The organism is Streptomyces sp. NPDC048436, from assembly GCF_043200355.1.
In the GTDB taxonomy this organism is placed as follows: Bacteria; Actinomycetota; Actinomycetes; order Streptomycetales; family Streptomycetaceae; genus Streptomyces.
Window position 1 is genome coordinate 470929 of the sequence record NZ_JBICXP010000001.1, and the last position, 26046, is coordinate 496974.

The following is a 26046-nucleotide window of genomic DNA, read 5'->3' on the forward strand; positions in this document are numbered from 1 at the left end:
GCGGCTGCGCGCAGCCGAGGACGGCCCGGCATGGCCCATATGATCCCTTTTCATGGGAGATGAGCAATCTGCCGCCGGGCGCCGTCAGCGTCTCGCCGCGGCCTTCAGCGTCTGGTACCTCCGCGCCGTCACCTTCATCAACTTCCTGAGCGCGGTCTGGGTCTCCCTGGGCCAGGACCTGCGACGGCACAACACCGAGAACTACTTCACGCCGTACCTCCTCACCGCGGGCTTCGCCTCCGGCGCGTTCACGATGTTCCTGGCGATCACGATGCGCCGCCGCAAACGTGCCGCCTGGATTCTCAACTTCGTACTCAGCGGGCTCTTTCTGCTGCTCTTCGCGTTCGCGATGTTCTTTCCGGAGATCCGCCAGTATCCGCAGAACTGGATCTCCCTCGCCCTGACCGCGGCCTTCGTCGCCTCGCTGACCGTCGGGCGGCGGGAGTTCTACGCCAAGGGCGACCGCTCCAATCCGAAGCTCGCGGCGGTCGTCGCCGTCGGCGGGCTGCTCGTGACCTCGCTGATCGCCGCGCTCCTGGTCACCGTCACCAACCGCGCGCACGACGACTACCGTTCGACCTTCCTCGACCGCTGGCGCTACGGCACGATGCGCCTGGTCTCGCTGGCCGCCGACGACGAGCGGTTCGAGGGCATCACCACGCCAGGCTGGGTCAACGTCTCCGTCAACGTGCTCAGCACGCTGCTCCTGTTGGCCGTCCTGTACGCCGCGTTCCGCTCGCGCAAGGCCGTCGACCCGCTCACCGAGGACGACGAGCACAAGCTGCACGCGCTGCTCGACAAGTACGGCGAGCGCGACTCGCTCGGCTACTTCGCGCTGCGCCGCGAGAAGAGCGTCGTGTGGTCGCAGAGCGGCAAGGCGGCGGTCGTCTACCGGGTGATCGGGGGCGTCTCGCTGGCTTCCGGTGACCCCATCGGCGATCCGGAGGCCTGGCCCGGCGCCATCGAGCCCTGGCTCGCCGACGCCCGCGAGCACGGCTGGCTCCCGGCCGTGATGGGCGCGAGCGAGGAGGCGGGCACGATCTACGCCCGGCACGGCCTCGACGCCCTGGAGCTGGGCGACGAAGCCATCGTCGAGACGGATGAGTTCACGCTGGAGGGGCGGGCCATGCGGACGGTCCGTCAGGCGTACAACCGGGTCAAGCGGGCCGGGCACGAGGTGCGGATCCGGCGCCACGAGGACATCCCGGCCGACGAGATGGCGTACCTCATCGGGCGGGCCGACGACTGGCGTGACGGGGCCACCGAGCGGGGCTTCTCGATGGCGCTCGGGCGGCTCGGCGACCCCGCGGACGGGCGGTGCGTGATGCTCGAATGCCGGGACGGGGACGGGGAGTTGAGGGCCGTCCTCTCCTTCGTGCCCTGGGGGCCGCGGGGGCTCTCCCTCGATCTGATGCGGCGTGACCGCGACTCCGACAACGGGCTGATGGAGTTCATGGTCATCGAGCTGCTCCGGCGCGCCTCCGAGATCAAGATCACTCAGGTCTCTCTCAACTTCGCGATGTTCCGTTCGGTCTTCGAACGTGGCTCGCGGCTCGGCGCGGGCCCGGTCCTGCGGCTGTGGCGCTCACTGCTCACCTTCTTCTCCCGGTGGTGGCAGATCGAGTCGCTCTACCGAGCCAACGCGAAGTACCGGCCGATCTGGGAGCCCCGCTTCCTTCTCTTCGAGAAGAGCGGTGACCTGCCACGCATCGGCCTCGCGTCGGCCCGCGCGGAGGGCTTCCTTGAAGCGCCGGGCCTGCCGAAGTGGCTGCACCGCAAGCACCTGGAGTCCAGACGATGAACACCCTGGCCCCCCGCCTCGCCCGGCTGGCCCGCGGCGAGTGGGGCGCGCTGTACGCCGCTGTGCGGTGCGGCGTCGCCGGACGGCAGTGGCGGGCGGCGCCCATGACGTTGGCCGCCGTCTGCCTCACCGCCCTCCTGCAGTACGTGCAGAACCAGCCCTGGGGCTATCAGTTCGTCCAGAACATCGGCTCCGTACGGGCCGAGGAGCCGCTCCGGCTCGCCCTGCTGCGTACCCCGCTCTCCCTCTTCGTGCCCGCCCTCGACCTGCCCGTCTGGGGCGCGCTCGCGCAGATCCTGCTGGTGTTCGGCGTCGCGGAGATCTGTGTCGGCTGGTGGCGCACGCTCGTCGTCGGCTACGCGGCGACCCTCGCCGGCACGCTCTACGCGCGCGTGGGCATCGCATGGGGGCCCGGGAACCCGCTCGGGCTCCCGGTGTCGGACGCTCAGGTCGTCGACACCGGGCCGTCCGCCGCGGTGGTCGGGCTCGCGGTGTACGTGTGCTGGCGTTACCGGGCCTGGTTCACCGCCGGGCTCGTGATCGCCGTGATGGTCATCGAGGTGTTGGTCAAGGACAACCTCGCGGGCAAGGAGCATCTGGCGGCGATCGCCGCGGTGCTTGTGCTCTGCCTGTTCTCGGCGGTGCGCGAGCGGCGGCTTCAGCGGCGGGGCCGGGGGCGCGTCAGTTCGGGGTCCGGTCTGCCGCCGATCCAGTCCTGAACCTTGCGGCGCGGGCCCGACCAGCGGCGGTCGTGGTGGAAGGCGCGCAGGGCGGCGCGGGCCCGGGCGCGGTGCCGCTTGCGGTAGAAGCGTCTGGCCCAGGCAGATCCCGGGCGGGCCAGGCGGACGGCGCCGATCAGGGCGACGAGCGGGATCACCATGCCGATCAGCGCGGTACGCAGCTTGCCCTTGGCCAGCGCCACCAGGGCGAAGCAGCAGTTGACGGCGACGTTCAGGGCGAGGCCCGCGCGGTTGCTCCGCTCCTCGGGCGTCAGGTCGTCCACGCCGAACGGGGTGAAGCCGGTCAGGATGAGCACGACCAGGGCCGCGGTGAGCATCACGACTTCCACGCTCTTGCGTCCCCGCTCGCTCCAGTAGACGTCGTCGAGGTAGAGGATCAGCGCGAACTCGTCCAATACGAGACCGGCGCCCGCCCCGAAGAAGACCGCCGCGAACGAAGCGCCCAGGCTGTGCTGTCCTGCCGCGACGGCCCAGAATCCGCCGACGAGCATGAGGAAGATGCCCGGTACGACGTGGTGGATGTGGACCTCTCCCGTACTGATGTTCCGGAAGGGGCCTTTGCCTGCGCGGATGAGGCGGGTGATCGTGCGGGTGATGAGAAAGGCCGCCACGAACGAGAGCAACGCGAGCAACAGCGGGAGCTTCCCCGGCTCCTCGATGTTCCGGTACCACCAGTCACCCATGGGGCCATCCTGCGGGGCGGGGAGTGTGGGCGCAGGTCGGGGCGGCGGGCGCAGGGGCCGCGGGTAGCCTCTTGTGGTGGTCAGAAAAACTGCTGGTGACGGCATACGTTTCGCCTTCGGCACCCTCACCGCGCTCCCGGTCAAGGTCACCCGCTGGGACCGCGAGGCCGCCCGCGGGGGAATGCTGTGCGCTCCCCTCGCCGGTCTGGTGGTCGGCCTGTGCGCCGCCGCGCTCGGAGCCGCGCTCATGGCGCTCGGGGCGGGCCCGCTGCTCGCCGCCACGGCGACCGCGGCGGCCCCCGCCGCGCTCACCCGGGGGCTTCATCTCGACGGCCTCGCCGACACCGCCGACGGCCTCGGCAGTGCCAAGCCCGCCGAGGACGCGCTGCGCATCATGAAGCAGTCCGACGTCGGGCCCTTCGGCGTCATCACCCTTCTCTTCGTCCTGATCGCCCAAGTGGCCGTTCTCTTCGAGTTGTACGACGCCTCCTGGCAGCGCGGAGCCCTCGCCGCCGTCGTCTCGGCGACCACCGCCCGCCTCGCCCTCACCCTGGCGGCACGCGACGGCGTCCCCCCGGCCCGCCCCGGGGGGCTCGGAGCCGCGGTGGCCGGGACAGTCCCGCGCGGCTCCGCCCTGCTCGCGGCGGCCCTCGTCACCGGCGTCGCCGCGGTTGCCGCCGCGCCCCTGGGAACGTACGGAGCCGTCCAGTACGCCGCCGCCGTCGTGGCGGCCCTCTGCGCCGCCGAACTTCTCCTGCGGCACTGCGTCCGCCGGTTCGGCGGCATCACCGGGGACGTCTTCGGCGCGCTCGCCGAGACGGCGGCCACAACGGCCCTGGTTGTCCTCGCCCTTGACTGAACCGCGGATGTTCCTGGCTGAAACATGAAAGCGTCGCCACGAAAGGATGAATCTCTCTCGGCACGATCGAACGGGCGCGACGCGCGTAGGCTCATGTTCGGCGCCTTTCCGGCCGGTTCTAGGCTGGCGCCGGGCCCGGTCGACCCACCCATCGGCCAAAGAACTCAACGGAAGCGAGAATTCACCACCGTGACTGCTCTGACTCTCAGCACCGCCGCCGCGTCCGGCCTCCGTGCCGACGCGATCGTCGTCGGCGTCGCCAAGGGCGCCAAGGGACCGGTTGTCGCGCCCGGCGCCGAGGCCGTGGACAAGGCTTACGACGGAAAGCTCGCGTCCGTCCTGGAGACCCTCGGTGCCACGGGCGCCGAGGGCGAGGTGACGAAGCTGCCCGCGCCCTCCGGCTTCAAGGCGCCGGTCGTCGTCGCGGTCGGCCTCGGCACGGTGCCGGAGAAGGACGAGACGTACGGCACGGACGCCCTGCGCCGCGCCGCCGGCACCGCCGCGCGCGCCCTGTCCGGCTCGAAGAAGGCCGCGTTCGCACTGCCCGCCGAGGACGCCGAGGACGCCGGTGCGATCGCCGAGGGCGCGCTGCTCGGCGCGTACTCCTTCGACGCCTACAAGGACAACGGCTCCGCGAAGGGCAAGGACGCGAAGTCCGCCAAGGACGCCAAGGGCCCCCTCGCCGAGATCGCCCTGCTCGGCGGCAAGCCCCGCGACAAGGCGTACAAGGCCGCCGTCGAGCGCGCCATCGCCGTGTCCGAGGAGCTCAACCGCGCCCGCGACCTCATCAACACCCCGCCGAACGACCTGAACCCCGAGGCCTTCGCCGCGGTCGCCACCGCGGCCGCCAAGGAGCACGGCATCAAGGTCCAGGTCCTGGACGAGAAGGCACTGGCCAAGGGCGGCTACGGCGGCATCCTCGGCGTCGGTGTCGGCTCCGAGGCCCCGCCGCGCCTGGTGAAGCTCTCGTACACCTCCTCCAAGGCGAAGAAGCACCTCGCCTTCGTCGGCAAGGGCATCACGTACGACTCGGGCGGCATCTCGCTGAAGCCCGCCGGTCACAACGAGACGATGAAGTGCGACATGGCCGGTGCCGCCGCCGTCTTCGCCGCCGTCGTCTCCGCCGCGCGCCTGGGCCTCGAGGTGAACGTCACCGGCTGGCTGGCGCTCGCCGAGAACATGCCGTCCGGCTCCGCGACCCGCCCCGGCGACGTCCTGCGGATGTACAGCGGCAAGACCGTCGAGGTCCTGAACACGGACGCCGAGGGCCGCCTCGTCCTGGCCGACGCGATCGCCAAGGCCTCCGAGGACAAGCCCGACGCGATCGTCGACGTGGCGACGCTGACCGGCGCGATGATGATGGCGCTCGGCAGCCGCACCTTCGGCATCATGGCCAACGACGACGCGTTCCGCGCCGCGATCCACGACGCCTCCGAGGAGGCGGGCGAGCCCTCCTGGCCGATGCCGCTTCCCGAGCACCTGAAGAAGGGCATGGACTCCCCCACCGCCGACATCGCCAACATGGGCGAGCGCATGGGCGGCGGCCTGGTGGCCGGTCTCTTCCTGAAGGAGTTCGTCGGCGAGGGCATCACCTGGGCGCACCTGGACATCGCGGGCCCGGCCTACAACGAGGGCGGCCCGTTCGGCTACACGCCCAAGGGCGGCACCGGCACCGCGGTCCGTACCCTGGTCCGCCTCGCCGAGCGCACGGCCGCGGGCGACCTCGGCTGACCAGCTGATCTGTCGTACGCGGGGCAGGGCCCGGACGTCCAGATGTCCGGGCCCTGCCTGATTTCGCCCTCAACGAAAACGCAACGAAATCCGTACGTTCATACGCCTGGGTACCGCCCCGACGTGGCGAATCAGACGTCTCACAGCCCGGCCCGCCGTCCCACCTCCCGCCGACAAGTGCGAAGATGGGTTCTCGGCAGGACAGGGCCCCCACCACAGGGCCGAAACAAGAGCGGCCGAATACCAGCCGACCGACCGGTCGTCCCCCGGGAAGAGCGGTCCGGCGTACGGCGCACATGCATGGAGGACGTGACGTGGCGAACGACGCCAGCACCGTTTTCGACCTAGTGATCCTCGGCGGCGGTAGCGGCGGTTATGCCGCGGCACTGCGCGCGTCGCAGCTGGGCCTGGACGTCGCCCTGATCGAGAAGGGCAAGGTCGGCGGTACCTGCCTGCACAACGGCTGCATCCCCACGAAGGCGCTGCTGCACGCCGGTGAGATCGCCGACCAGGCTCGCGAGGCCGACCAGTTCGGTGTGAAGGCCACCTTCGAGGGCATCGACATGGCGGCCGTCCACAAGTACAAGGACGACGTGATCTCGGGCCTCTACAAGGGCCTGCAGGGACTCATCGCCTCGCGCAAGGTGACGTACATCGAGGGCGAGGGCAAGCTTTCCTCCCCGACCTCCGTGGACGTGGATGGCCGGCGTGTCCAGGGCCGCCACGTGCTGCTCGCGACCGGCTCCGTGCCGAAGTCGCTGCCGGGCCTGGAGATCGACGGCAACCGCATCATCTCCTCGGACCACGCGCTGACCCTGGACCGCGTGCCGAAGTCCGCGATCATCCTGGGCGGCGGCGTCATCGGCGTCGAGTTCGCCTCGGCGTGGAAGTCCTTCGGATCCGAGGTGACCGTCGTCGAGGGCCTCAAGCACCTCGTGCCGGTCGAGGACGAGAACTCCTCGAAGCTTCTTGAGCGCGCGTTCCGCAAGCGCGGCATCAAGTTCAACCTCGGCACCTTCTTCGAGAAGGCCGAGTACACGCAGGACGGCGTCCGCGTGACCCTCGCCGACGGCAAGACCTTCGACGCCGAGGTGCTCCTGGTCGCCATCGGCCGTGGCCCCGTCTCCGCCGGCCTCGGCTACGAGGAGCAGGGCGTCGCGATGGACCGCGGGTACGTCCTGGTCGACGAGTACATGCAGACCAACGTCCCGACCGTCTCGGCCGTGGGCGACCTGGTGCCGACCCTCCAGCTCGCGCACGTCGGCTTCGCCGAGGGCATCCTGGTGGCGGAGCGTCTGGCCGGTCTCAAGACCGTCCCGATCGACTACGACGGCGTGCCGAAGGTGACGTACTGCCACCCCGAGGTCGCCTCCGTGGGCATCACCGAGGCCAAGGCCAAGGAGATCTACGGCGCGGACAAGGTCGTCGCCCTCAAGTACAGCCTGGCGGGCAACGGCAAGAGCAAGATCCTCAAGACCGCGGGCGAGATCAAGCTCGTCCAGGTCAAGGACGGTGCCGTGGTCGGCGTCCACATGGTGGGCGACCGCATGGGCGAGCAGGTCGGCGAAGCCCAGCTGATCTACAACTGGGAGGCGCTGCCCGCCGAGGTCGCCCAGCTCATCCACGCCCACCCGACGCAGAACGAGGCGATGGGCGAGGCGCACCTGGCCCTCGCGGGCAAGCCGCTGCACTCCCACGACTGACCTTCAGTTATCGGGCGCGACGACCACAGACTTCCCCATTTCGTAAGGAGCAACTGAAACCATGGCGGTTTCCGTATCCCTTCCGGCGCTCGGCGAGAGCGTCACCGAGGGCACTGTCACCCGTTGGCTGAAGGCCGAAGGCGAGCGCGTCGAGGCCGACGAGCCGCTGCTCGAGGTCTCGACCGACAAGGTTGACACCGAGATCCCTTCCCCGGCCGCAGGCATCCTGGCCTCCATCAAGGTCGCCGAGGACGAGACGGTCGAGGTCGGCGCCGAGCTGGCCGTCATCGACGACGGCAGCGGCGCCCCCGCTGCCGAGTCCGCCCCGGCCGCCGAGCCCGCGCAGGCCGAGGCTCCGGCCCCGGCTGCCGAGGCCCCCGCGGCCCCGGCAGCTCCGGCTCCCGCCGCTGAAGCCCCCGCCGCCCCGGCCGGTGGCGCCTCCGGTACCGACGTCACGCTGCCCGCACTGGGCGAGTCGGTCACCGAGGGCACCGTCACCCGTTGGCTGAAGGAGGTCGGCGAGGAGGTCGCGGAGGACGAGCCCCTGCTCGAGGTCTCCACGGACAAGGTCGACACCGAGATCCCCTCCCCGGCCGCGGGCGTGCTGCTGGAGATCGTCGTGGGCGAGGACGAGACCGCTGAGGTCGGCGCCAAGCTCGCCGTCATCGGCGCTCCCGGCGCTGCTCCGGCCGCCGCCGCTCCGGCTGCCCCGGCCGCTCCCGCCGAGGCCCCGGCCGCTCCGGCTGCCCCCGCGGCTCCGGCCGCCCCGGCCGCTGCCGCCCCGGCTCCGGCTCAGCCCGCGGCTCCGGCCGCTCCGGCCGCTCCGGCTCCCGCTGCCCCGGCTCCCGCCGCGCCCGCGCCCGCCCCGGCCAAGGCCGCCGCCCCGGCTCCGGCCGCTCCGGCTGCCCCGGCTTCCCCCGCGGACGAGGGCGCGTACGTCACGCCGCTGGTCCGCAAGCTGGCGGGCGAGCACAGCGTGAACCTGGCGGACGTCAAGGGCACCGGCGTCGGTGGCCGCATCCGCAAGCAGGACGTCATCGCCGCCGCCGAGGCCAAGAAGTCCGCCCCGGCCCCTGCCGCTGCCGCTCCGGCCGCCGCGTCGAAGGCCCCGGCCCTGGAGGTCTCTCCCCTCCGTGGCCAGACGGTCAAGATGACCCGCATGCGCAAGGTCATCGGCGACAACATGATGAAGGCGCTGCACTCGCAGGCCCAGCTGACCTCGGTCGTCGAGGTCGACATCACGAAGCTGATGAAGCTGCGCGCCAAGGCCAAGGACGGGTTCGCGGCCCGCGAGGGCGTCAAGCTCTCCCCGATGCCGTTCTTCGTCAAGGCCGCCGCCCAGGCGCTGAAGGCCCACCCGGTCGTCAACGCCCGGATCAACGACGACGAGGGCACCATCACGTACTTCGACTCGGAGAACATCGGCATCGCCGTTGACGCCGAGAAGGGTCTGATGACGCCGGTCATCAAGGGTGCGGGCGACCTGAACATCGCCGGTATCTCCAAGAAGACCGCCGAGCTCGCGGGCAAGGCCCGTGGCGGTGGCCTCACCCCGGACGACATGTCCGGTGCCACCTTCACGGTCTCCAACACCGGTTCGCGCGGTGCCCTGTTCGACACGGTCATCGTGCCGCCGAACCAGGCCGCGATCCTGGGCATCGGTGCCACGGTCAAGCGTCCGGTCGTCATCAACCACCCCGACCTCGGCGAGACCATCGCGGTGCGGGACATGACGTACCTGTCGCTCTCCTACGACCACCGTCTGGTGGACGGCGCGGACGCCGCCCGTTACCTGACCACGGTCAAGGCGATCCTTGAGGCCGGCGAGTTCGAGGTCGAGCTCGGCCTGTAGTTCCAGCGCCCTGTGCGGCTGTAACACTCGTCTCATCAGCGCGTACGCCCCCGTTCGGAGGTTTCCGGACGGGGGCGTCGCCGTATTGTCTAGGGGTCACAACGCCCTGGGGGCGCTGCCCCCGCCGGAGGAGCCCACATGAGCGCGCCCGTCGTTCACTCGCTGCGCGAACAGATCCGCGAGCACATCGTGGAGGGGATCGTCAGCGGGCGCTGGCAGCCGGGCGAGCGGATCGTGGAGCGACGCATCGCCGTGGAGCTGGAGGTCTCGCAGACGCCCGTGCGCGAGGCGCTGCGGGAGCTGGAGACGCTGCGGCTCATCGAGTCGGCGCCCAACAAGGGTGTGCGGGTGCGGAACTTGACCGCGGCGGACCTGGAGGAGAGCTATCCGGTCCGTGCGGGCCTTGAGGCCATCGCCGCCGAGCTGGCGGCCGAGAGCCTGGCCGAGGACTGCTCGGCCCTGGAGCCCCACGTCGCCGCCCTGTACGAGGCCGACCGGGCCGCCGACGGGACCTCCCAGGTGCGGCACACGGTCGGTTTCCACCGGGAGCTGGTGCGGGCCGCGCACAACTCCGTGCTGCTGCACACCTGGGAGGGCCTGGGCATCGAGGTCTTCACCGCGCTTTCGATCCGGTGGCTGGGGACCGTGCAGCAGTCGTACGCGGAGGAGCACGAAGCCCTGGTCTCGGCGTTCCGGCGGCGCGATCCGGCCATCGCCGAGCTGGTGAAGGCCCACGTCCTCGGCTGCGCGCCCCGCGCCTGACACCCCCGAGCACCCGGACACCGTAGGAGCATGAGGGCGCTCATACGTGCTCTCACCTGCGGCGATCCTTTAAATCGAAGGCACCGCGTGCCCGATTCTTTGGCACCGGATGCCTACTTTCTGAATATGAAGGAGTTTTCGCCTTCAACCCTTTGATCGATCATCGATCACGGAGTTACAGTCTTCGACGGGGTTGTGGCGGAGCCGCACAAACGACTCCGTACCAGAGCCTCACGCCCTGTCCTGCCATAGACCTAGGGCACCCCCACCCCTTACCGAACAGGGGACCCCCTCCGACTCAGGAAGGCGGCGACATGACCGACCCCTCCGCAATCCAGCCGAGCGAGCTCGACCAGCTCCCGGACCGCGACCCCGAGGAGACCGCCGAATGGCAGGCCTCCCTGGACGCCGTTACCCAGGCGGCCGGGCCGCACCGTGCCGCGTACCTCATGCGGCGAACGCTGGAGCGCGCCGAGGGCGCGGGCCTGGCGCTGCCCAAGCTCCTTGAGACCGATTACGTCAACACCATCCCCACCTCCGCCGAGCCCGCCGTCGAGGGCGACGAGGAGATGGAGCAGCGGATCGCCGCGTGGAACCGCTGGAACGCGGCCGCGATGGTGACCCGGGGCAGCAAACACGGCGTCGGCGGCCACATCGCCACCTTCGCCTCCGCCGCCTGGCTGTACGAGACGGGCTTCAACCACTTCTTCAAGGGCAAGGAATCCCAGGAGTCCCCCGGCTCCGGCGACCAGCTCTACATCCAGGGCCACGCCTCCCCCGGCATCTACGCCCGAGCCTTCCTCGACGGCCGTCTGAACGAGACGCAGCTCGACAACTTCCGCCAGGAGGCGGGTGGCAACGGCCTGCCGTCCTACCCGCACCCGCGCCGCCTGCCCTGGCTGTGGGAGTTCCCGACCGTCTCCATGGGCCTCGGCCCGCTGTCGGCGATCTACCAGGCGCGCTTCAACCGCTATCTCTCCAACCGCGGCATCAAGGACGTCTCCGCCTCGCACGTGTGGGCGTTCCTCGGTGACGGCGAGATGGACGAGCCCGAGTCGACGGCAGCCCTCGCGCTCGCCGCGCGTGAGGGTCTCGACAACCTCACGTACGTCATCAACTGCAACCTGCAGCGCCTCGACGGTCCCGTCCGCGCCAACTTCCGCGTGGTGCAGGAGCTGGAGGCCCAGTTCCGCGGCGCCGGCTGGAACGTCATCAAGGTCCTGTGGGGCAACGCCTGGGACGAGCTGTTCCAGCTCGACACCACGGGCGCGCTCGTCCGCCGCCTGCGTGAGGTGCCGGACGCGCAGTTCCAGACGTACGCGACGCGCGACGCCGCCTACATCCGCGAGCACTTCTTCGGCTCCGAGCCCGCGCTCGTCGAGCTCGGCAAGCTGCTGAGCGACGACAAGATCAGCGAGTGTTTCCACCTCTCGCGCGGCGGCCACGAGGCCCGCAAGGTCTACGCCGCCTACCGTGCGGCGCTCACCCACAAGGGCGCGCCGACCGTGATCCTCGCGCAGACGGTCAAGGGCTTCACGCTCGGCAAGGGCTTCGAGTCCAAGAACGCCAACCACCAGATGAAGAAGCTGACGGTGGACGAGTTCAAGGACATGCGTGACCTCCTTGAGCTGCCGATCTCGGACAGCGAGTTCGTCGACGGCGTGGTGCCTTACGGCCACCCCGGCGCCGACTCTCCGGAGGTCCGCTACCTCCAGGAGCGCCGTGCCGCGCTCGGCGGTCCGGCCCCGGCCCGCCGCACGCAGCCGCTCGCGCCGCTGCCCGCCCCGGCCGACAAGTCGTTCGCCGCGTTCGACAAGGGCTCCGGCAGCCAGTCGATGGCGACGACCATGGCCTTCGTACGCCTGGTCAAGGACCTCGTACGCGACAAGCAGACCGGCAAGCGCTGGGTGCCGATCGTCCCCGACGAGGCGCGCACCTTCGGCATGGAGTCGCTCTTCCCCTCGCTCGGCATCTACTCGCCCAAGGGCCAGACGTACGAGCCGGTCGACCGCGACCAGCTGATGTACTACAAGGAAGCCAAGGACGGCCAGATCCTCAACGAGGGGATCACCGAGGCCGGTTCGATGGCGGACTTCATCGCCGCTTCGACGTCGTACGCGACGCACGGCGAAGCCATGATCCCGTTCTACATCTTCTACTCGATGTTCGGCTGGCAGCGGACCGCCGACCAGATGTGGCAGCTCGGCGACCAGCTCGGCCGCGGCTTCCTCGTCGGCGCCACCGCCGGTCGTACGACGCTGACGGGTGAGGGTCTGCAGCACGCGGACGGTCACTCGCCGGTGATCGCCGCGACGAACCCCGCCGCGCTGTCGTACGACCCGGCCTTCGCCTACGAGGTCGCGGCGATCGTCAAGGACGGTCTGCGCAAGATGTACGGCGAGGCGGCCCCGGGTGAGGACCAGAACGTCTTCTACTACCTCACCGTCTACAACGAGCCGATGCCGCAGCCCGCGAAGCCCGCGGGTGTCGACGAGGGCATCCTCAAGGGCCTGTACCGCTTCAACACGGCCGAGACGGCGGGCCTCTCCCCCGCCGCCAACGCCTCGCGCATCCAGCTGATCGGCTCCGGCACGGCCATCCACTGGACCCTCTCCGCGCAGAAGATGCTCGCCGAGGAGTGGGGTGTGGCCGCCGACGTGTGGTCCGCGACCTCCTGGACCGAGCTGCGCCGCGACGCCCTGGAGGCGGACGAGGCGATTCTGCGCGGCGAGGAGCGGATTCCCTACGTGCGTACGGCACTTGAGGGTGCGCAGGGTCCTGTGCTCGCGGTCTCCGACTACATGCGCCAGGTCCCGGACCAGATCGCGCAGTGGGTCGAGCAGGACTACTCCTCGCTCGGCGCGGACGGCTTCGGCCTCTCCGACACGCGTGACGCGGCGCGACGCCACTTCGGGATCGACGCGGAGTCCATCGTGGTGGCCTCGCTCGCGCAGCTTGCTCGCCGGGGCGAGGTGCCGGCGTCCGCGGTGAAGGAAGCTCGGGCGAAGTACGGTCTGTAGCTTTCTGTGGCCTTCGGCTTGATGCGGGTCCCTGCTTTCCCTCCGGGGGGGGGTGGGGGCCCGCTTTCGGTTGTGGGGGTTACTCGTAGTCGGGATACCTGTAGCGGGGTTACTCGTAGTCGGGTTACTCGTAGTGGCGGGCCATCTGGCTTGCCGCCCGGGCGAATCGCTCTCTCAGTGCCGCCGGTTCCAGGACCTCCAGCTCTGGGCCCAGCGCCATGAGCTGGGTGTACGCGACGGCCTCGTTCTCGACCGGGAGGGTCAGCGTCACCCAGCCCTCGTCGTCCGGCTCGCCCGCCTCTTCCATCGCCTCGCGCACGGACACGGCATCCGTGGCGTACGGAAGCTGCCGTATGCCGTCCTCCGAGACCCGCACCACGACCTCGGAGCGCAGGAGTGCCCGCGTGAACTGTGCGGCCCGCTCGTCCCAGAAGCCCGGCAGATCGAATTCCTCGTCGCGTACGAAACGGTCCTCGTCGGCGGCGATCGCGGTGAACCGGTCGATGCGGTACACCCGGAACGCCCCCGTGCCGACCGTGTCGGGCACCCGCGCGCACAGGTACCAGACACCGGCCTTCAGCACGAGCCCATAGGGCTCCAACTCCCGTTCCACCTCGGTGTCCTGGCGCCGGTAGCGGGCGGTGACGCGCCGGTCGTCCCACACGGCGTCGGCCAGCGGGGGCAGCAGTTCGGGCGCGGGCGTCTCCTTGAACCACCCCGGTGCGTCTAGGTGGAACCGCTGCGAGGCGTTCTGAGAGGCATCCCGCAGCGAGGGCATCAGCGCCGCCGACACCTTCAGGCGGGCCGCCGACGCCGCGTCCTCAAGACCCATCTCCCGCAGCGCGCCCGGCACTCCGGAGAGGAACAGGGCCTCGGCCTCGCTACGGCCGAGGCCGGTGAGGCGGGTGCGGTAGCCGCCGATGAGGCGGTAGCCGCCGGTGCGCCCCCGGTCCGCGTACACCGGGACCCCCGCCTCCGAGAGCGCCTGCGCGTCCCGCGTGATGGTGCGCTCGGACACTTCGAGCTCGCTCGCGAGTTCGGCGGCGGTCATGGAGGGGCGGGCCTGGAGCAGAAGCACCATCTTGATGAGGCGTGCAGCGCGCATGTGCCTATGATGCCGCGCGCCGGGCGGGCCTCGTCCCTCAGCGGTAGCCGGTGACGTCCGCGGTTTTGCCCTCCTGTTCGACCTCCGTGATGTAGCGCCAGGCGTCGGGGGCCGAGCCGTCCACGTCGGTGAAGCCGTACTCCTTGGCGAGTCCGCCGCTGGAGAGCGACGTGCCGTTCCAGCGGGCCACTTCGGGGTCGGAGGCGAGGGCGACGAGGGCCCGGCCCACGAACGTCGGGGTCTCGGAGATCGCGAAGTGCGGGTTCTGCTCGCAGCCCGCCTGCCAGTTGTCCTCGGTCACCTTGAAGTGGGTGTCGAGCATGGCTTCGGAGCGCAGCCAGCCGGGGGTGAGGCAGAGCGCCGTGCAGCCGTACTCCCCGATCTCCTCCGCGAGGGCGCGGGCCATGCGGAGGGGGGCGGCCTTGGCGAGGTCGTAGTAGAAGGGCTTGCGGTAGCGCTGGTTGTACTCATCGGTGCCGTCGGTCACCTCGACGACCAGGCCGCCGGGGTTCTTGATGAGCAGCGGCAGCGCGTACCGGCTGGTGACGATGTGGGTCTCGATGCCGAGGCGCATCAGGCGCAGGCCCTTGTCGAGGTCGTGCTCCCACATCTTCTTGTCCCACTCGACGTGGACATCGCCGCCCCAGATGTCGTTGACGAGGAGGTCAAGACGGCCCTGCTCACGGTCGATCCGTTCGACGAGCGCCTCGACCTGCTCCGGGTCCAGGTGGTCCGTGGGTACGGCGATACCGGCGCCGCCCGACTCCGACTCCTGTCCGGCCGCGGTGATCAGCTCCGCGGTCTCCTCGATGGTCTCGGTGGTGCGGCCGACCTCGCTGGTGCGCGCGCGGGTCGTCCGGCCCGTCGCGTACACGGTGGCTCCGGCACGGCCGAGCTCCACCGCCATGGCCCGGCCCGCGCCGCGGGTGGCGCCGGCGACGAGGGCAATCTTTCCGGCCAGGGGATGCTGGTGCGGGAGCGCGCGTGCGCTGTCCGTGCTGTTCGTGCTGTTCGTGGTCTCTGTGACGTCCATGCCATCGAGGCTGCCACCCAATGCCGACATCTGCTGTCGGGTTTTCCATGGGCATGTGCACGCATAACGAGACAGTCGCATCCGCCGCACTCCGCGTGCGTACCCACCCCCCAGGACCGATGCTTGTCCCGTGATGGACGAGACGGAGTTCTGGGAGATCGTGGACCGCACCCGCGTGGCCGCCGAGGGCGACCCCGAGGACCACGCCGACCTGCTCACCGAGAGACTCCTCGAACTCGAGCCGGACCTGGTGCTCGACTTCGCCCGTCACTTCGAGGCGCGCTACAACCGCGCGTACCGCTGGGATCTTTGGGGCGCCGCCTGGATCCTGCTCGACGGGGCGAGCGACGACGTCTTCGACTACTTCCGCTGCTGGCTGATCGGCCAGGGGCGTGAGGTCTTCGAGGGTGCCCTGCACGACCCCGACGCGCTCGCGGAGCTCCTCGACGACTTCGACGAGGAGATCGACGGGGACGGCGAGGAGCTCGGTTACGCGGCCGACGAGGCATACGAACAGCTCACCGGCGCGGTCACCCCCGACCTCGGCATCGCTCCCGCCCCTACGGAGCCGGCTGGGACACCGCTCGACTTCGAGAACGACACGGCGATGGCCGAGCGCTATCCGCAGTTGTGGGAACGTTTCGGCGGTGGCGGCTGAGGCCGAAACCGCCTCCCTCCACCCTGCCTTAGCCTCGCTCTACCTGCCTCTACCTGCCTTGTAGCCGGGCTGCCCTCTCCCTGATCGCGGGAAGCTCGGCCGACAGCGCCGCGCCCGGGCACTGGGTGTAGTAGCCGTCGTTGTGCCCCGAGACGGCATCGAACCGACCGCTCGTCCCCGCCGGATACTTGCTGAGGCTGTTCGACGACGCCAACCGCACCTCGGCACGCGGGTCCAGGCCCGCGAGCCCCAGCTTCCAGGCGGACAGCGCCGCCAGGGCGTCAGTCATCGCCTTCGGAACAGGCACTCCCGCCGTGAACGTCCCGATCGCCGCGACCCCCGCCGTCCCCTTGTTGAAGCCCTGCGTGTGCGCCCCGATCACGGGCCGGTCGATACCGCCCGCACGCCCTTCGTAGATGGTCCCGCACCGGTCGACGAGGAAGTTGTAGCCGATGTCGTCCCAGTGCCTGCCCTCGGTCTGACCGGCGTACAGGTAGCGGATGATGCGCGGGGCGTCGGCGCAGTCGTAGCTGTTCGGGGAGTCCGTGTGGTGCACGAACACCGCCTGGACCCGGCCCGCGTACCGGGCGGGCGGCGGAACCGGCTCCCCCTCGGCCATCCACCGTTCACGCCGTACGATGCGTGGCCGCGCCGCCGGATACCCCGCGGCCCGCCGCACCGGTGCGGCAGCCGCCGGCATCAAACCCCGCCGCCCGGTAACGCCGACCCCTGCCCGCTCCCCCACCCCCGCGAACGCTCCCTCACCCCCGGGCTCCCGCTCCCCCGACACCCCGTCCCCCACAAACACCGCACACGCCACGAGCATCCCTACAGCCACAGCCCCGGGGACACAGCAGAGCGCTCGGCGGACAGCGCGGGATATGGGAGTGGGGGTGGGGGCGGTGCAGGAAGCTCGGCCCGGTTGGGGAGCACGGGCAGGCCGTGGGGCGCTTACGGGGCGGGGGGAGCTTGTGGGCAGGGGTGCGCCGGTGGGTTGGGGCACCCCTTGGGTCCGGGACGCTCCTGAGGTGCGGGGCGCACGGGGGGTGCGGGGGGCTTCGGCTGCGCGGGCCTCTTGGGCGGCTGCGGCGTCTCGGGCAGCTTTGGCTGCGCGGGCGGCTTCGGCGGCGCGAGCTACTCGGTGGGCTTCGGCCACTCGGGAAGCCTCCGCAGCACGAGCAACCCGATGGGCTTCGGCGACACGGGAAGCCTCAGCAGCACGAGCAACCCGATGGGCTTCGGCCACTCGGGAAGCCTCAGCAGCACGTTCCGTTCGGGCAGCCTCGGCGGCTCGGGCCTCTTGGACAGCGCGAGGGTCTCTGCCAGAGCGAGCGGGGGCGGCTTCGGCAGCGGCGGCCTCGGCTGTGCGCGCAGCTTTGGACCTGCGGGCACTCTCGGCAGCACGGGCACCACGAGCACTCTCGGCAGCACGGGCACCGCCAGCACTCTCGGCAGCACGGGCACCGCGAGCGCCCTCGGCAGCACGGGCGGCCCGGGTGGCTTCGGCGGCGCGAGTCGCTTCGGACCTGCGCGCGGCTTGCCCGCGGACCGCACGGCTTACCGCGCGCACCGCCGCCGGTACGCGCGCCGCGGAGGCTCCACGGAAGACGCGCATGGTCCGACCCTCCGGCCCGCCCGCGCCGGCCGCGATCCGCGGTCCGCCGGATGGGTGAACCGGCCCCGCCGTCAGAAGTGCGTGCCGCCGTCGACCCTGACCTCGGTGCCGGTGATGAACTTGCCGTCCTGTGAGCCGAGCAGGGCAACCACCGAGGCCACGGACTCCGGGCCCGCGAAGCCCTGGCCGATGGCCGGGGCCAGCTTCGTGAACAGGGTCATGTCGGCGTCCTCGGGCAGGCCGGGGCCCACGCTCTGCTTGCTGGCACCGCTGCCGTCCGTCATGCCGCTGGATATGGAACCGGGCTGGACCGAGTTGAAGCGGATGCCCTGCTTGCCGTACTCGGCGGCCAGCGCGTGCGTCATGGACTGGATGCCGCCCTTGCTCGCCGCGTACGCCGCCATGTACGGGTGCGCGAACATCGCGGAGGTGGAGCTGAAGTTCACGACCGCGGCGTCCTCGCCCTTCAGCAGCGCGGGGATGGCTTCGCGGATCACCAGGAACGTGCCGACCAGGTTGACCTGGATGACGCGATTGAAGGAATCCAGGCTCGTCTCATGCGTGTGCGAGGAGCGGAGCACGCCCGCCGCGTTCACCAGGACGTCCAGGCCGCCCAGCGCGCTGACGGCGGCGGCGACACCCTCACGCACCGAAGTCTCCTCCGAGATGTCGACCACGAGAGTGGTGAGGCGGTCCGCATCCGCGCCCGCCTTCTCGGAGGTGTCCTTCAGGCCCGCCTCGCTGACATCGGCGGCCACGACCCTGCCGCCCTCCGCGAGGATCCGCAGGACGGTCGCCTGCCCGATGCCCGAGCCACCGCCGGTGATGAGTGCACGACGGCCTGCGTAACGGTTCATGAAATGCCTCCGATCAACTTCGGGCTCCCGGACCCGCCCATGGACCCCGGCTCTCCCGATCTGATTTCAATGTACGCCTCTCTGGCACGTTTTGTCACGGCGACAATTCATGTATCAGGGTGGTGAACGCGCGTAGGCTGCGAGGGTGAGCACGCAACCGCCGCAGGCATCGCCCCCTTCGCAGCCCCCGCAGCCCCCGCAGCCCTCCCTGACCGAGCGCCGCAAAGCGGCCACGCAGCTCGACATCGCCCGCGCCGCGGCCGAACTCTTCGCCGAGCGCGGGCCCGACGGCACCACAGCCGAGGAGATCGCGGGCCGGGCCGGAGTGGCGCTGCGGACCTTCTACCGGTACTTCCGCAACAAGCAGGACGCCGTCGCACCGCTCCTCGCGGGCGGCGCCGCCGAGTGGCGGGCCCACCTGGCGGATCTCGACCCGGCCGCCGGCGTCCCGACCGCCCTGGAGCAGTCCATCGCCGACGCGCTCACCGCGACGGACGACCGCGCCGCCGAGTCCCTGGAGTGGACCCGCGGCCTGCTGCGCGCCGCACAGGACGATCCGGCCCTGCGCGCCGTCTGGTACCGCGTGAACCAGGAGTCCGAGGAGCAGCTCGTCCCCGTGCTCGCCCGGCTGGCCGGGGAGAGCGCCGACACCGACGCGCTGGATGTGCGCCTGGCCGCCGCGGCCGCCACCGACGCCATCCGTCTCGCCCTGGAGACCTGGGCCGCCACGGACGCGCCCACCGAGGGGCCCGGTTCTCCCGCCGCTCTGGCGGTGCGCTGCCTGCGCGAGCTGGCGGGCGGCCTGCGGCTGCTGGACCCGACGCGGTGACGGCCGGCCTACGCCTGCCCCTCCCTCTCCGGCCCCGTGTCCAGCGAGAACGCCAGCAGCGCCACGTCATCCTTGGCCCCGCCACAGAACCGCCTCAGGTCGCTCCAGATCGCCGAGGTCAGCGCCGCCGGGTCGGCCAGTACGTCGGCGGAGAGCACCGAGAGGCGCTCGGCCAGCGGGTAGAAGGCGCCGGACGCGTCCCGCGCCTCGGTCACCCCGTCGGTCACCACAAGTAGCCGGTCACCGGGGCGCAGACCCACCGTCACCTCCTCGGGCGGGTCGATACCGGCGATCCCCAGGCCCAGCGGAGGGCCCGGCGCCACGGCGAGCTCCTCGACGGTGCCGTCGCGCAGCAGCAGCGGGAGCGGGTGGCCGCAGGAGACGATCCGCAGCTCAGCGGCGTCGCCCCGGAACTCCAGGAGCACGGCGGTGGCGAAGAGTTCGACATGACCGGCCTGCTCGGAGTCGACCACCAGACGGCGGTCGAGCCGGGCGGCGACCCCCTCCAGGCCCGGCTGGTCGAGCACCGCCTCGCGGAACGCGCCGAGCAGCGCGGCGACCGTACCCACGGCCGCGAGCCCGTGCCCCTGCACATCGCCCACCAGCGCGCGCACGCACGAGGGGCCCTTGCGTACGTCGAAGAGGTCACCGCCCACCAGCGTGCCGTGCTGAGCCGCGCGGTAGAGGCCCGCGCAGCGCACCGGGCCCACACGGTCCGGCAGCGGCGGAAGGACGGCGAACTGGGCGGCCTCGGCGACGGTGCGGACGGTGACGAGCTGGGCGTCGCGCCGGCAGCGTACCCAGGAGAAGACGACGCTCAGGACCGCCACGAAGGCGATCGTCAGCAGATCGCTGTTCCCGGGTCGGCCGAGCCCGAAGTCCGGCAGGGAGAGCAGCACCACCACGGTGCCGCCGAAGATCGCCGTGACGGAGGCGCCGTACGACAGCGCGGCCAGCGGCGGCACCGCCGCCAGCAGGAAGCTGAGGTCGAGTGTCTCCGGAGTGGACAGCTGGACGACGCAGATCACTACCAGGAGCACGGGCGGGGGCCAGCGCACCCACGGGGGCGGCGGCGCACCGCGTAGCCAGGCCGGACCGTCCGGGTCCCGGCGGGCGGCAGCAGCGGCCCTGAACATGGGTAGCGCTCCCTCCAGCTGACCCTCTCCACGCTCCTACGCGCGCGTGCCCACCGCACGCCGGGCAGGTCCGTCGGGTGCCTGAAGTGCTGGAAGTGCTGGAAGTGTCAGAGCGCGCGCCCCATCAGCACATCGTCCACGTACGAGCCGTCAAGGAAGAACTCACCCGGTAGCACCCCTTCGACCACGAAGCCCTCGGAGGCGTAGAGCGTCCGGGCCGGAGTGTTGTGGCCGAGCACCCGGAGCGTGATGCGACGCGCGCCCTGTCGGCGGGCCTCCTCGATCGCCGCCCTGACCAGCAGGCGGCCGACGCCCTTGCCGCGCGCCTCGTCCGCGACGGCGAAGCCCAGGATCTGGCGTACGTGGGCGTTGGCGAGGAGGGACGTGGGGAAACCGAGCCTTATGTAGCCGACGACGCGGCCGTTCTGCTCGGCGACCAAGTGGTCGCGGGGGCCGAAGCGTTCACTGAAGAAGGGCGGATACGGCGGCCACGGAGCCGGCTGGACCGCGTGCAGCGTGGACCAGGTGGCACGGTCTATGCGGCCGAGGGCTTCCTCGTCGTCCGGCAGGGCGTTGCGTATGTGCGTGTCCGGCATGGGCGTCACTGTACGACGGCCTCCTGAAGCCCCCGGGCGGGTTTTCGCGGCAGGATGGCGTCATGCAGCCCATCGAGCCCGAGCAGTCAGCCCCGTCCCCGCGACGGTCCCGCATCGCCGTGGCCGGCGCGTCCGGCCTCATCGGGACGGCGTTGACACGCGCCCTCGCCGACGACGGCCACGAGGTGGTGCGGCTCGTGCGGCGGGCGCCTCGTACGAAGGACGAAGTGCGGTGGGATCCCAAGAAGGAGTACGTCGACACGGCGGGCCTCGCGGGCTGCGACGCGCTCGTCAACCTGGCGGGAGCCGGGATCGGCGACCACCGCTGGACGGCCGCCTACAAGCAGGAGCTCCGGGACAGCAGGGTGCTCGGTACCCGGGCGCTGGCGACCGCGGTGGCTTCCCTGGACGAGCCGCCCGGGGTGTTCCTGTGCGCGAGTGCGATCGGTTACTACGGAGACACCGGTCAACGCGCGGTTGACGAAAGCGCGCCTCCCGGGGAGGGCTTTCTGCCCTCCCTGTGCGTGGAGTGGGAGGGCGCGGCTGCCGCAGCGCGGGAAGCCGGTATCCGGACGGTCTTCGCGCGCAACGGCCTGGTCGTGGCGCGCGAGGGCGGAGCCTGGGGGCGGCTGTTCCCGCTCTTCAAGGCGGGGCTCGGCGGACGCCTCGGCAACGGCCGCCAGTACTGGAGCCACATCTCGCTGCACGACGAGGTCGCCGCGCTGCGGCATCTGCTCGACACGGAGTCGCTGTCGGGGCCGGTCAATCTGACGGCGCCCGATCCGCTCACCAACCGTGAGGTGACGGCCGCTATGGGGCGGGTGCTGCACCGGCCCACCCTCTTCACGGCGCCGTCGCCCGCGCTGCGCGTCGTGCTCGGCGAGATGGCCGGTGACGTACTCGGCAGCCAGCGGGTGCTGCCGACCCGGCTCCTTGAGTCGGGGTTCTCGTTCGCGTTCCCGGGCATCGAGGAGTCGATCCGCGCGGCGTTGCGCTAGACGACGCCTCGGGGGTGTCGCGCCGGCCGCCGCCCCGGCGACGGGCACGGCATCAGGGAGCCCTCCCCCGAGCCCTCCCTCCGTCGCACGGCGGGCAGCCGAAGGCCGCCCGCGATCGTCTTCTTCGCGTCTGCGATCGCCGTGCGACCGCCGTGCGACCGTGCTCGGTCGATGCGCGACTGCCTCCGACCGTTTCGGCTCCTACCCTCGTCCGGAACTCGGTGATTCCGGAGCCCTGTTGAGGGCATGACGTCCCCAGCAGCCGCGCAAACCTCGGGGAGGGGCACGTGCTAGAGCCTGCGCACCATGCGGATGTCGTCATCGTGGGAGCGGGGGTCGCGGGACTGTCGGCCGCCCACCAGCTGACCAGCGCCGGTGTAACGACCGTCGTCCTGGAAGCCGCCCCTTACGTCGGCGGGCGCATGTCGACCGAGAAGGTCGACGGGTTCCGGCTCGACAGGATCGGGCAACTGCTCACCACGTCGTACCCCGAACTGCGCCGTACGCCGGGTCTCGACGCACTCGTCCTGCGCCCCTTCGTACCCGGCGTCCTGGTGCACAGCGACGGCCGGCACCACCGCGCCGTCGAACCCACGAGCGCCCGGCGCGCAAGGGGCGCACTCACCGCGGCGCGCGCCCTGGCAAGCGCCCCCCGGGTTCCGCGCGCGGCACGCACCGCTCCCCGCCCCGCGCCGCTCGGCGGCGCGCTCGACCAGGCCCGCCTCGGCGCGGCACTCGCCCGGCTCGCGGCGACGCCCCCCGAGCGCCTCCTCACTCGCCCCGAACTCCCCGCGGCCGAAGCCCTCTTCACCCGCGGCCTGCCCTCGCGCACCGTCAACGGCTTCCTGCGCCCACTGCTCTCGGCGCTGCTCTGCGACCCGGATCTGACGACGTCGAGCCGCTGCGCCGACCTCGCCCTGCGCTCCTTCGCGCGCGGGCGCCTGTGCCTGCCGGAGGGCGGCGCCGAGGTGCTGCCCGAGCTCCTGGCGGGCGCGCTGCCGCCGGGGACGGTGCGCACCGGCGTACGCGTCACGGGCGTCTCCACGACCTCGGTCACGACCGCGGACCACGGCGAACTGGGCTGCAGCGCCGTGCTGCTCGCCACCGACGCCCGCGCCGCCGCCGGCCTGTTGCCCGGCCTCCGTGTGCCGTCCTTCCACCCGGTGACCGTGCTGCACCACGCGGCCCCCGAGCCGCCGCTCGCCGAGCCCGCCCTGCTGCTGGACGCCGACCGTTCGGGTCCGGTCGCGCACACGGCCGTCATCAGCCATGTCGACCCCTCGCGCGCGCCCGCGGGCCGGGCGCTCATCTCGTCCACGGTCCTCGGTCCGCCGCCGGACGAACGCGCCGTCCTCACCCACCTCGCCGAGTTGTACGGCACATCGACCGCCCGCTGGGAGTCCCTCGCCGTCCACCACACCCGCGAGGCGGTGCCCGCGATGCCGCCCCCGCACGATCTGCGCCGCCCGGTGCGGCTGCTCTCGGGGCTTTACGTGTGCGGGGACCACCGGGACACCAGCACGGTGCAGGGGGCGCTGTACTCGGGCCGCCGCGCGGCGCGGGCCGCGCTCGCGGACTTCGGGGTGAAGCCCGCGGACGGGACGGGCCGACTGCCGATGGCGGCCTGACACCACCGGGCCGACAGCAGGCCAACGCCCCGGCTGATCCATCCGACCTATATGCCAACCCCCTGGAAGCCCCCGCGCCCCCACGCGGGGGCTTCCCCCTTCCCGGAGCACCTCATCGCACCCTGCAACCCCCCTTGCCACACCGGTATCCCACAGCTACGGTCCCACCGGATCGCCAAGCCGCGGGAGGACTCAGTGCGTCGCACCATGCCGGTGGTATCGCTCATCCTCGGCCTATTCATAGGAGGTCTGTCTTTGCCCACCGCAACAGCCGCCGCAACCGCCACAACCGCCACCGACGCCGCCCCAGCCTCCGAAGTCCCGTCCGTCATCCCCCGCCCCACCGACTGGACCGCACTCGACGGCCGTACGAAGCTCACCGAGCGCACCCGCATCCTCATCGACCCGCGCGCCGGATCCACCACCGCGCTCCCCTCGGGCCGCAGTGAATTCCCGGGCCCCGCACGGCAGTCCGTACACAAGCTCGCCACCCAACTCCGTACGGAGATCAAGCAGATCACCGGCATCACCCCCCGGATCAGCGGCAGCACCACGGACCGCCCGGCCGACGCCGACGACATCACGCTCGCTCTGACCGCCGAGGGACAACTGGGCGCCGAGGGCTACCGCTTCGACAGCGCGGGCCCGATCCGCGTCGAAGCCGCCTCCACCCACGGCCTCTACTACGGCACCCGCACCCTCCTCCAGCTCCTGCGCTCCACGGCCGACGACCGCCGCGCCGTCCCCCGCGCCCGCTCCACCGACCGCCCCGCGCAGGCCGTCCGCATGGTCCACCTCGACGCGGGCCGTAAGTACTGGAAGATGCCCTACCTGGAGAACCTGATCCGCAGGATGGGCGACCAGAAGCTCAACACCCTCTTCCTGCACCTCTCCGAGTCCGAGGGATTCCGCCTCTACAGCCCGAAGTTCCCGGGCCTGGCCGACCCCGGCCACAGCTACTCCCGCGCCGACATCGAACACCTGAAGGCCTTCGCCGCGCGCCATCACGTCCAGTTGATGCCCGGCCTCGAACTCCCCGGTCACGCCACCGCGATCAGCGACGCCTTCGGCATCGGCTTCGGGTCCGGCGAGGGCGCGTGCACCGGCGAGCACACGCACTCGCACCTCACGCCCGACTGGATCATCGACATGACCAGCGACAAGGCGATCGAGAAGTCGAAGGAGATCGTGGACGAGTTCGCGGGCTGGTTCGACGCGCCGCTGTTCTCGATCGGCGCGGAGGAAGTTCCCGGACAGCTCGCGCAGTGCCCGCGCGTGAAGAACCATCTGGCGGCATCGCCCGACGTGTCGACGCTCGGCGACCTCCTCAACCGCTACATCAACACCCTTGACGACGTGGTCACTTCGCACGGCAAGCGCACGGCCGTATACAACGGATCCGAACACCTGACCGCGCCCCAGCAGAAGGTCCACGCCCCGGTCGTCTTCCTCACCTGGGAGGGCACGGGCGCCGAGCCGGAGATCCCCGGTCACGACGAGATCGCCATCGGCCCGTTCTACGACACCCCGAACAACTACCACCACCTGTATCCGGACGAGCCCTGGATGTACGACAGCTGGGCCCCGAACACCGACCCCGACATGCTCGGCTCCGGCGTCACCAACTGGGCCGACTACAACTTCTGGGCGGATGACGGCTACTTCGAACAGAGCATGGCCGGCGCCCGCGCGATCCTCGCCGACCGCGCCTGGAACAAGTCGGCGACACCGGACACGCTCGCCGACTTCAGGGCCCGCGCCGCCCGCATCGGCGACCCTCCGGGCACGACGCCCGCACCGGTGCCACCACGGGTCGAGGGGCGTCCTAGCCACCACTGGACGTTCGACAACGCGTCGTACCCCAGTGGCTGGACGTACGCGGGCAGCCCCGGGAACACGATCATCGCCGAGGATGTGGCAGGTGACCTCTCCGGCACCTCGTACATCATCAACAACCCCACTCCCGTGGACGGCAGGGACGGCGGCGACGGCGTGCGCGGCCAGGCCTGGCGCTTCGACTCCGACCGGGACGGCGTGGGCTTCGGCGGTCTCGACGTCGCCGAGCCGTGGTCGGTCTCGGTGCAGGTCCGGCCGACGGCCAGGACCGGGGATCAGGTACTGCTCAGCTCCAAGGCGGGCGCACTGAAGCTGATGCAGCACGGCACCGGAAAGGTCGGCTTCACGCGGTACGGCGCGGCCGACTTCTCCTTCGACTACACAGTGCCGCTCGACCGCTGGACGCGGCTGACCTGGGTGACCACTTTGGGACACACCACTTTGTACGCCGACGGAAAGCGGGTCGGGTCGGTCGCCGCGTCGATCCCCCTCCCGCTGCGGTCCATCGGGACGGAGAAGGCGAGCCTGCGGGGCGACCTCGACGAACTCACCACGTGGGACGAGGCCTTGACCCCCGAGAAGGTCGCGCGATTGCGCTGAGCCG

The 26046-nt window shown here is 71.1% G+C and carries 21 protein-coding genes; 13 read left to right on the plus strand and 8 right to left on the minus strand.

Features of this window, described 5'->3' with window-relative positions:
* Positions 1–52 precede the first annotated feature (52 nt).
* The gene (locus tag ACGFX9_RS02225) at positions 53–1801 is read left to right on the plus strand and encodes a phosphatidylglycerol lysyltransferase domain-containing protein (RefSeq protein ID WP_393463408.1); all 1749 of its coding nucleotides are present in this window, start codon (positions 53–55) and stop codon (positions 1799–1801) included.
* Positions 1798–2520 (plus strand): hypothetical protein, encoded by a 723-nt coding sequence (locus ACGFX9_RS02230; protein ID WP_393463410.1) that lies wholly within the window; start codon positions 1798–1800, stop codon positions 2518–2520. The genes ACGFX9_RS02225 and ACGFX9_RS02230 overlap by 4 nt, the downstream gene beginning before the upstream one ends.
* Here ACGFX9_RS02230 and ACGFX9_RS02235 read toward each other — a convergent pair.
* Positions 2460–3224, minus strand: coding sequence for a hypothetical protein (locus ACGFX9_RS02235; RefSeq protein WP_393463412.1), 765 nt, complete (start codon positions 3222–3224; stop codon positions 2460–2462). The two genes, ACGFX9_RS02230 and ACGFX9_RS02235, sit on opposite strands and share 61 nt — an antisense overlap.
* Positions 3225–3300: 76 nt before the next feature.
* Between ACGFX9_RS02235 and ACGFX9_RS02240 the strand changes: the two genes are divergently transcribed.
* The 6 genes from ACGFX9_RS02240 (at position 3301) to aceE (ending at position 13151) form a co-directional block, all read left to right on the plus strand.
* The gene (locus ACGFX9_RS02240) at positions 3301–4083 is read left to right on the plus strand and encodes an adenosylcobinamide-GDP ribazoletransferase (RefSeq protein ID WP_393463414.1); all 783 of its coding nucleotides are present in this window, start codon (positions 3301–3303) and stop codon (positions 4081–4083) included.
* Positions 4084–4272: 189 nt separating this feature from the next.
* On the plus strand, positions 4273–5814 hold the full coding sequence (locus ACGFX9_RS02245; RefSeq protein ID WP_393463416.1) for a leucyl aminopeptidase: 1542 nt from the start codon (positions 4273–4275) through the stop codon (positions 5812–5814).
* 314 nt (positions 5815–6128) lie between these two features.
* Positions 6129–7517, plus strand: a complete 1389-nt coding sequence (gene lpdA / locus ACGFX9_RS02250) for a dihydrolipoyl dehydrogenase (RefSeq protein ID WP_393463418.1) — start codon at positions 6129–6131, stop codon at positions 7515–7517.
* A gap of 61 nt (positions 7518–7578) precedes the next feature.
* A complete protein-coding gene (sucB, locus tag ACGFX9_RS02255) occupies positions 7579–9369 on the plus strand; it encodes a 2-oxoglutarate dehydrogenase, E2 component, dihydrolipoamide succinyltransferase (RefSeq protein ID WP_393463420.1) in 1791 nt (596 codons plus the stop codon).
* Positions 9370–9507: 138 nt separating this feature from the next.
* Positions 9508–10131, plus strand: coding sequence for a GntR family transcriptional regulator (locus ACGFX9_RS02260; RefSeq protein ID WP_393463421.1), 624 nt, complete (start codon positions 9508–9510; stop codon positions 10129–10131).
* A 314-nt stretch (positions 10132–10445) separates the two neighbouring features.
* Positions 10446–13151, plus strand: coding sequence for a pyruvate dehydrogenase (acetyl-transferring), homodimeric type (gene aceE / locus ACGFX9_RS02265; RefSeq protein WP_393463423.1), 2706 nt, complete (start codon positions 10446–10448; stop codon positions 13149–13151).
* A gap of 124 nt (positions 13152–13275) precedes the next feature.
* Here aceE and ACGFX9_RS02270 read toward each other — a convergent pair whose 3' ends face one another.
* Together ACGFX9_RS02270 and ACGFX9_RS02275 are read right to left on the minus strand one after the other, a co-directional pair.
* Positions 13276–14256: a helix-turn-helix transcriptional regulator gene (locus tag ACGFX9_RS02270; protein ID WP_393463425.1), complete on the minus strand. Its 981-nt coding sequence runs from the start codon at positions 14254–14256 to the stop codon at positions 13276–13278.
* Between the two features lie 37 nt (positions 14257–14293).
* On the minus strand, positions 14294–15289 hold the full coding sequence (locus ACGFX9_RS02275; RefSeq protein ID WP_393463426.1) for an SDR family oxidoreductase: 996 nt from the start codon (positions 15287–15289) through the stop codon (positions 14294–14296).
* Positions 15290–15422: 133 nt separating this feature from the next.
* Here ACGFX9_RS02275 and ACGFX9_RS02280 point away from each other — a divergent pair, with 133 nt between their 5' ends.
* Positions 15423–15947 (plus strand): DUF4240 domain-containing protein, encoded by a 525-nt coding sequence (locus tag ACGFX9_RS02280; RefSeq protein ID WP_393465548.1) that lies wholly within the window; start codon positions 15423–15425, stop codon positions 15945–15947.
* 49 nt (positions 15948–15996) lie between these two features.
* Here the strand turns inward: ACGFX9_RS02280 and ACGFX9_RS02285 are convergent, their stop codons facing one another.
* From ACGFX9_RS02285 to ACGFX9_RS02295, 3 genes are all read right to left on the minus strand, one after another.
* Positions 15997–16773, minus strand: a complete 777-nt coding sequence (locus ACGFX9_RS02285; RefSeq protein WP_393463428.1) for a peptidoglycan recognition protein — start codon at positions 16771–16773, stop codon at positions 15997–15999.
* A 308-nt stretch (positions 16774–17081) separates the two neighbouring features.
* Entirely contained in the window at positions 17082–17411 is a 330-nt protein-coding gene (locus ACGFX9_RS02290) for a hypothetical protein (RefSeq protein ID WP_393463430.1), read from the minus strand.
* A 222-nt stretch (positions 17412–17633) separates the two neighbouring features.
* Positions 17634–18419 (minus strand): SDR family NAD(P)-dependent oxidoreductase, encoded by a 786-nt coding sequence (locus ACGFX9_RS02295; protein WP_393463432.1) that lies wholly within the window; start codon positions 18417–18419, stop codon positions 17634–17636.
* Between the two features lie 145 nt (positions 18420–18564).
* Here ACGFX9_RS02295 and ACGFX9_RS02300 point away from each other — a divergent pair, with 145 nt between their 5' ends.
* Positions 18565–19248 carry a TetR family transcriptional regulator gene (locus ACGFX9_RS02300; RefSeq protein WP_393463434.1) on the plus strand — a complete coding sequence of 228 codons (684 nt, stop codon included), beginning with the start codon at positions 18565–18567 and terminating at the stop codon, positions 19246–19248.
* 8 nt (positions 19249–19256) lie between these two features.
* On the opposite strand, the gene ACGFX9_RS02305 is transcribed toward ACGFX9_RS02300, so the two are convergent.
* Positions 19257–20384, minus strand: coding sequence for a PP2C family protein-serine/threonine phosphatase (locus tag ACGFX9_RS02305; protein WP_393463436.1), 1128 nt, complete (start codon positions 20382–20384; stop codon positions 19257–19259).
* Positions 20385–20491: 107 nt separating this feature from the next.
* Positions 20492–20980: a GNAT family N-acetyltransferase gene (locus ACGFX9_RS02310; RefSeq protein WP_393463438.1), complete on the minus strand. Its 489-nt coding sequence runs from the start codon at positions 20978–20980 to the stop codon at positions 20492–20494.
* A 62-nt stretch (positions 20981–21042) separates the two neighbouring features.
* Between ACGFX9_RS02310 and ACGFX9_RS02315 the strand changes: the two genes are divergently transcribed.
* The 3 genes from ACGFX9_RS02315 to ACGFX9_RS02325 all read left to right on the plus strand — a co-directional run bounded on the left by ACGFX9_RS02315 (position 21043) and on the right by ACGFX9_RS02325 (position 26042).
* Positions 21043–21978 carry a TIGR01777 family oxidoreductase gene (locus tag ACGFX9_RS02315; protein WP_393463440.1) on the plus strand — a complete coding sequence of 312 codons (936 nt, stop codon included), beginning with the start codon at positions 21043–21045 and terminating at the stop codon, positions 21976–21978.
* 287 nt (positions 21979–22265) lie between these two features.
* Positions 22266–23606 (plus strand): NAD(P)/FAD-dependent oxidoreductase, encoded by a 1341-nt coding sequence (locus ACGFX9_RS02320; RefSeq protein WP_393463442.1) that lies wholly within the window; start codon positions 22266–22268, stop codon positions 23604–23606.
* A gap of 255 nt (positions 23607–23861) precedes the next feature.
* A complete protein-coding gene (locus ACGFX9_RS02325) occupies positions 23862–26042 on the plus strand; it encodes a family 20 glycosylhydrolase (protein WP_393463444.1) in 2181 nt (726 codons plus the stop codon).
* Positions 26043–26046 lie beyond the last annotated feature (4 nt).

Bases quoted from the DNA above. Each gene is read 5' to 3' on its own strand.
- ACGFX9_RS02225 (WP_393463408.1), top strand. From the start codon at position 53: ATGGGAGATGAGCAATCTGCCGCCGGGCGCCGTCAGCGTCTCGCCGCG.
- ACGFX9_RS02230 (WP_393463410.1), top strand. From the start codon at position 1,798: ATGAACACCCTGGCCCCCCGCCTCGCCCGGCTGGCCCGCGGCGAGTGG.
- ACGFX9_RS02235 (WP_393463412.1), bottom strand. From the start codon at position 3,224: ATGGGTGACTGGTGGTACCGGAACATCGAGGAGCCGGGGAAGCTCCCG.
- sucB (WP_393463420.1), top strand. From the start codon at position 7,579: ATGGCGGTTTCCGTATCCCTTCCGGCGCTCGGCGAGAGCGTCACCGAG.
- ACGFX9_RS02260 (WP_393463421.1), top strand. From the start codon at position 9,508: ATGAGCGCGCCCGTCGTTCACTCGCTGCGCGAACAGATCCGCGAGCAC.
- aceE (WP_393463423.1), top strand. From the start codon at position 10,446: ATGACCGACCCCTCCGCAATCCAGCCGAGCGAGCTCGACCAGCTCCCG.
- ACGFX9_RS02270 (WP_393463425.1), bottom strand. From the start codon at position 14,256: ATGCGCGCTGCACGCCTCATCAAGATGGTGCTTCTGCTCCAGGCCCGC.
- ACGFX9_RS02275 (WP_393463426.1), bottom strand. From the start codon at position 15,289: ATGGACGTCACAGAGACCACGAACAGCACGAACAGCACGGACAGCGCA.
- ACGFX9_RS02280 (WP_393465548.1), top strand. From the start codon at position 15,423: ATGGACGAGACGGAGTTCTGGGAGATCGTGGACCGCACCCGCGTGGCC.
- ACGFX9_RS02285 (WP_393463428.1), bottom strand. From the start codon at position 16,773: ATGCTCGTGGCGTGTGCGGTGTTTGTGGGGGACGGGGTGTCGGGGGAG.
- ACGFX9_RS02295 (WP_393463432.1), bottom strand. From the start codon at position 18,419: ATGAACCGTTACGCAGGCCGTCGTGCACTCATCACCGGCGGTGGCTCG.
- ACGFX9_RS02305 (WP_393463436.1), bottom strand. From the start codon at position 20,384: ATGTTCAGGGCCGCTGCTGCCGCCCGCCGGGACCCGGACGGTCCGGCC.
- ACGFX9_RS02310 (WP_393463438.1), bottom strand. From the start codon at position 20,980: ATGCCGGACACGCACATACGCAACGCCCTGCCGGACGACGAGGAAGCC.
- ACGFX9_RS02315 (WP_393463440.1), top strand. From the start codon at position 21,043: ATGCAGCCCATCGAGCCCGAGCAGTCAGCCCCGTCCCCGCGACGGTCC.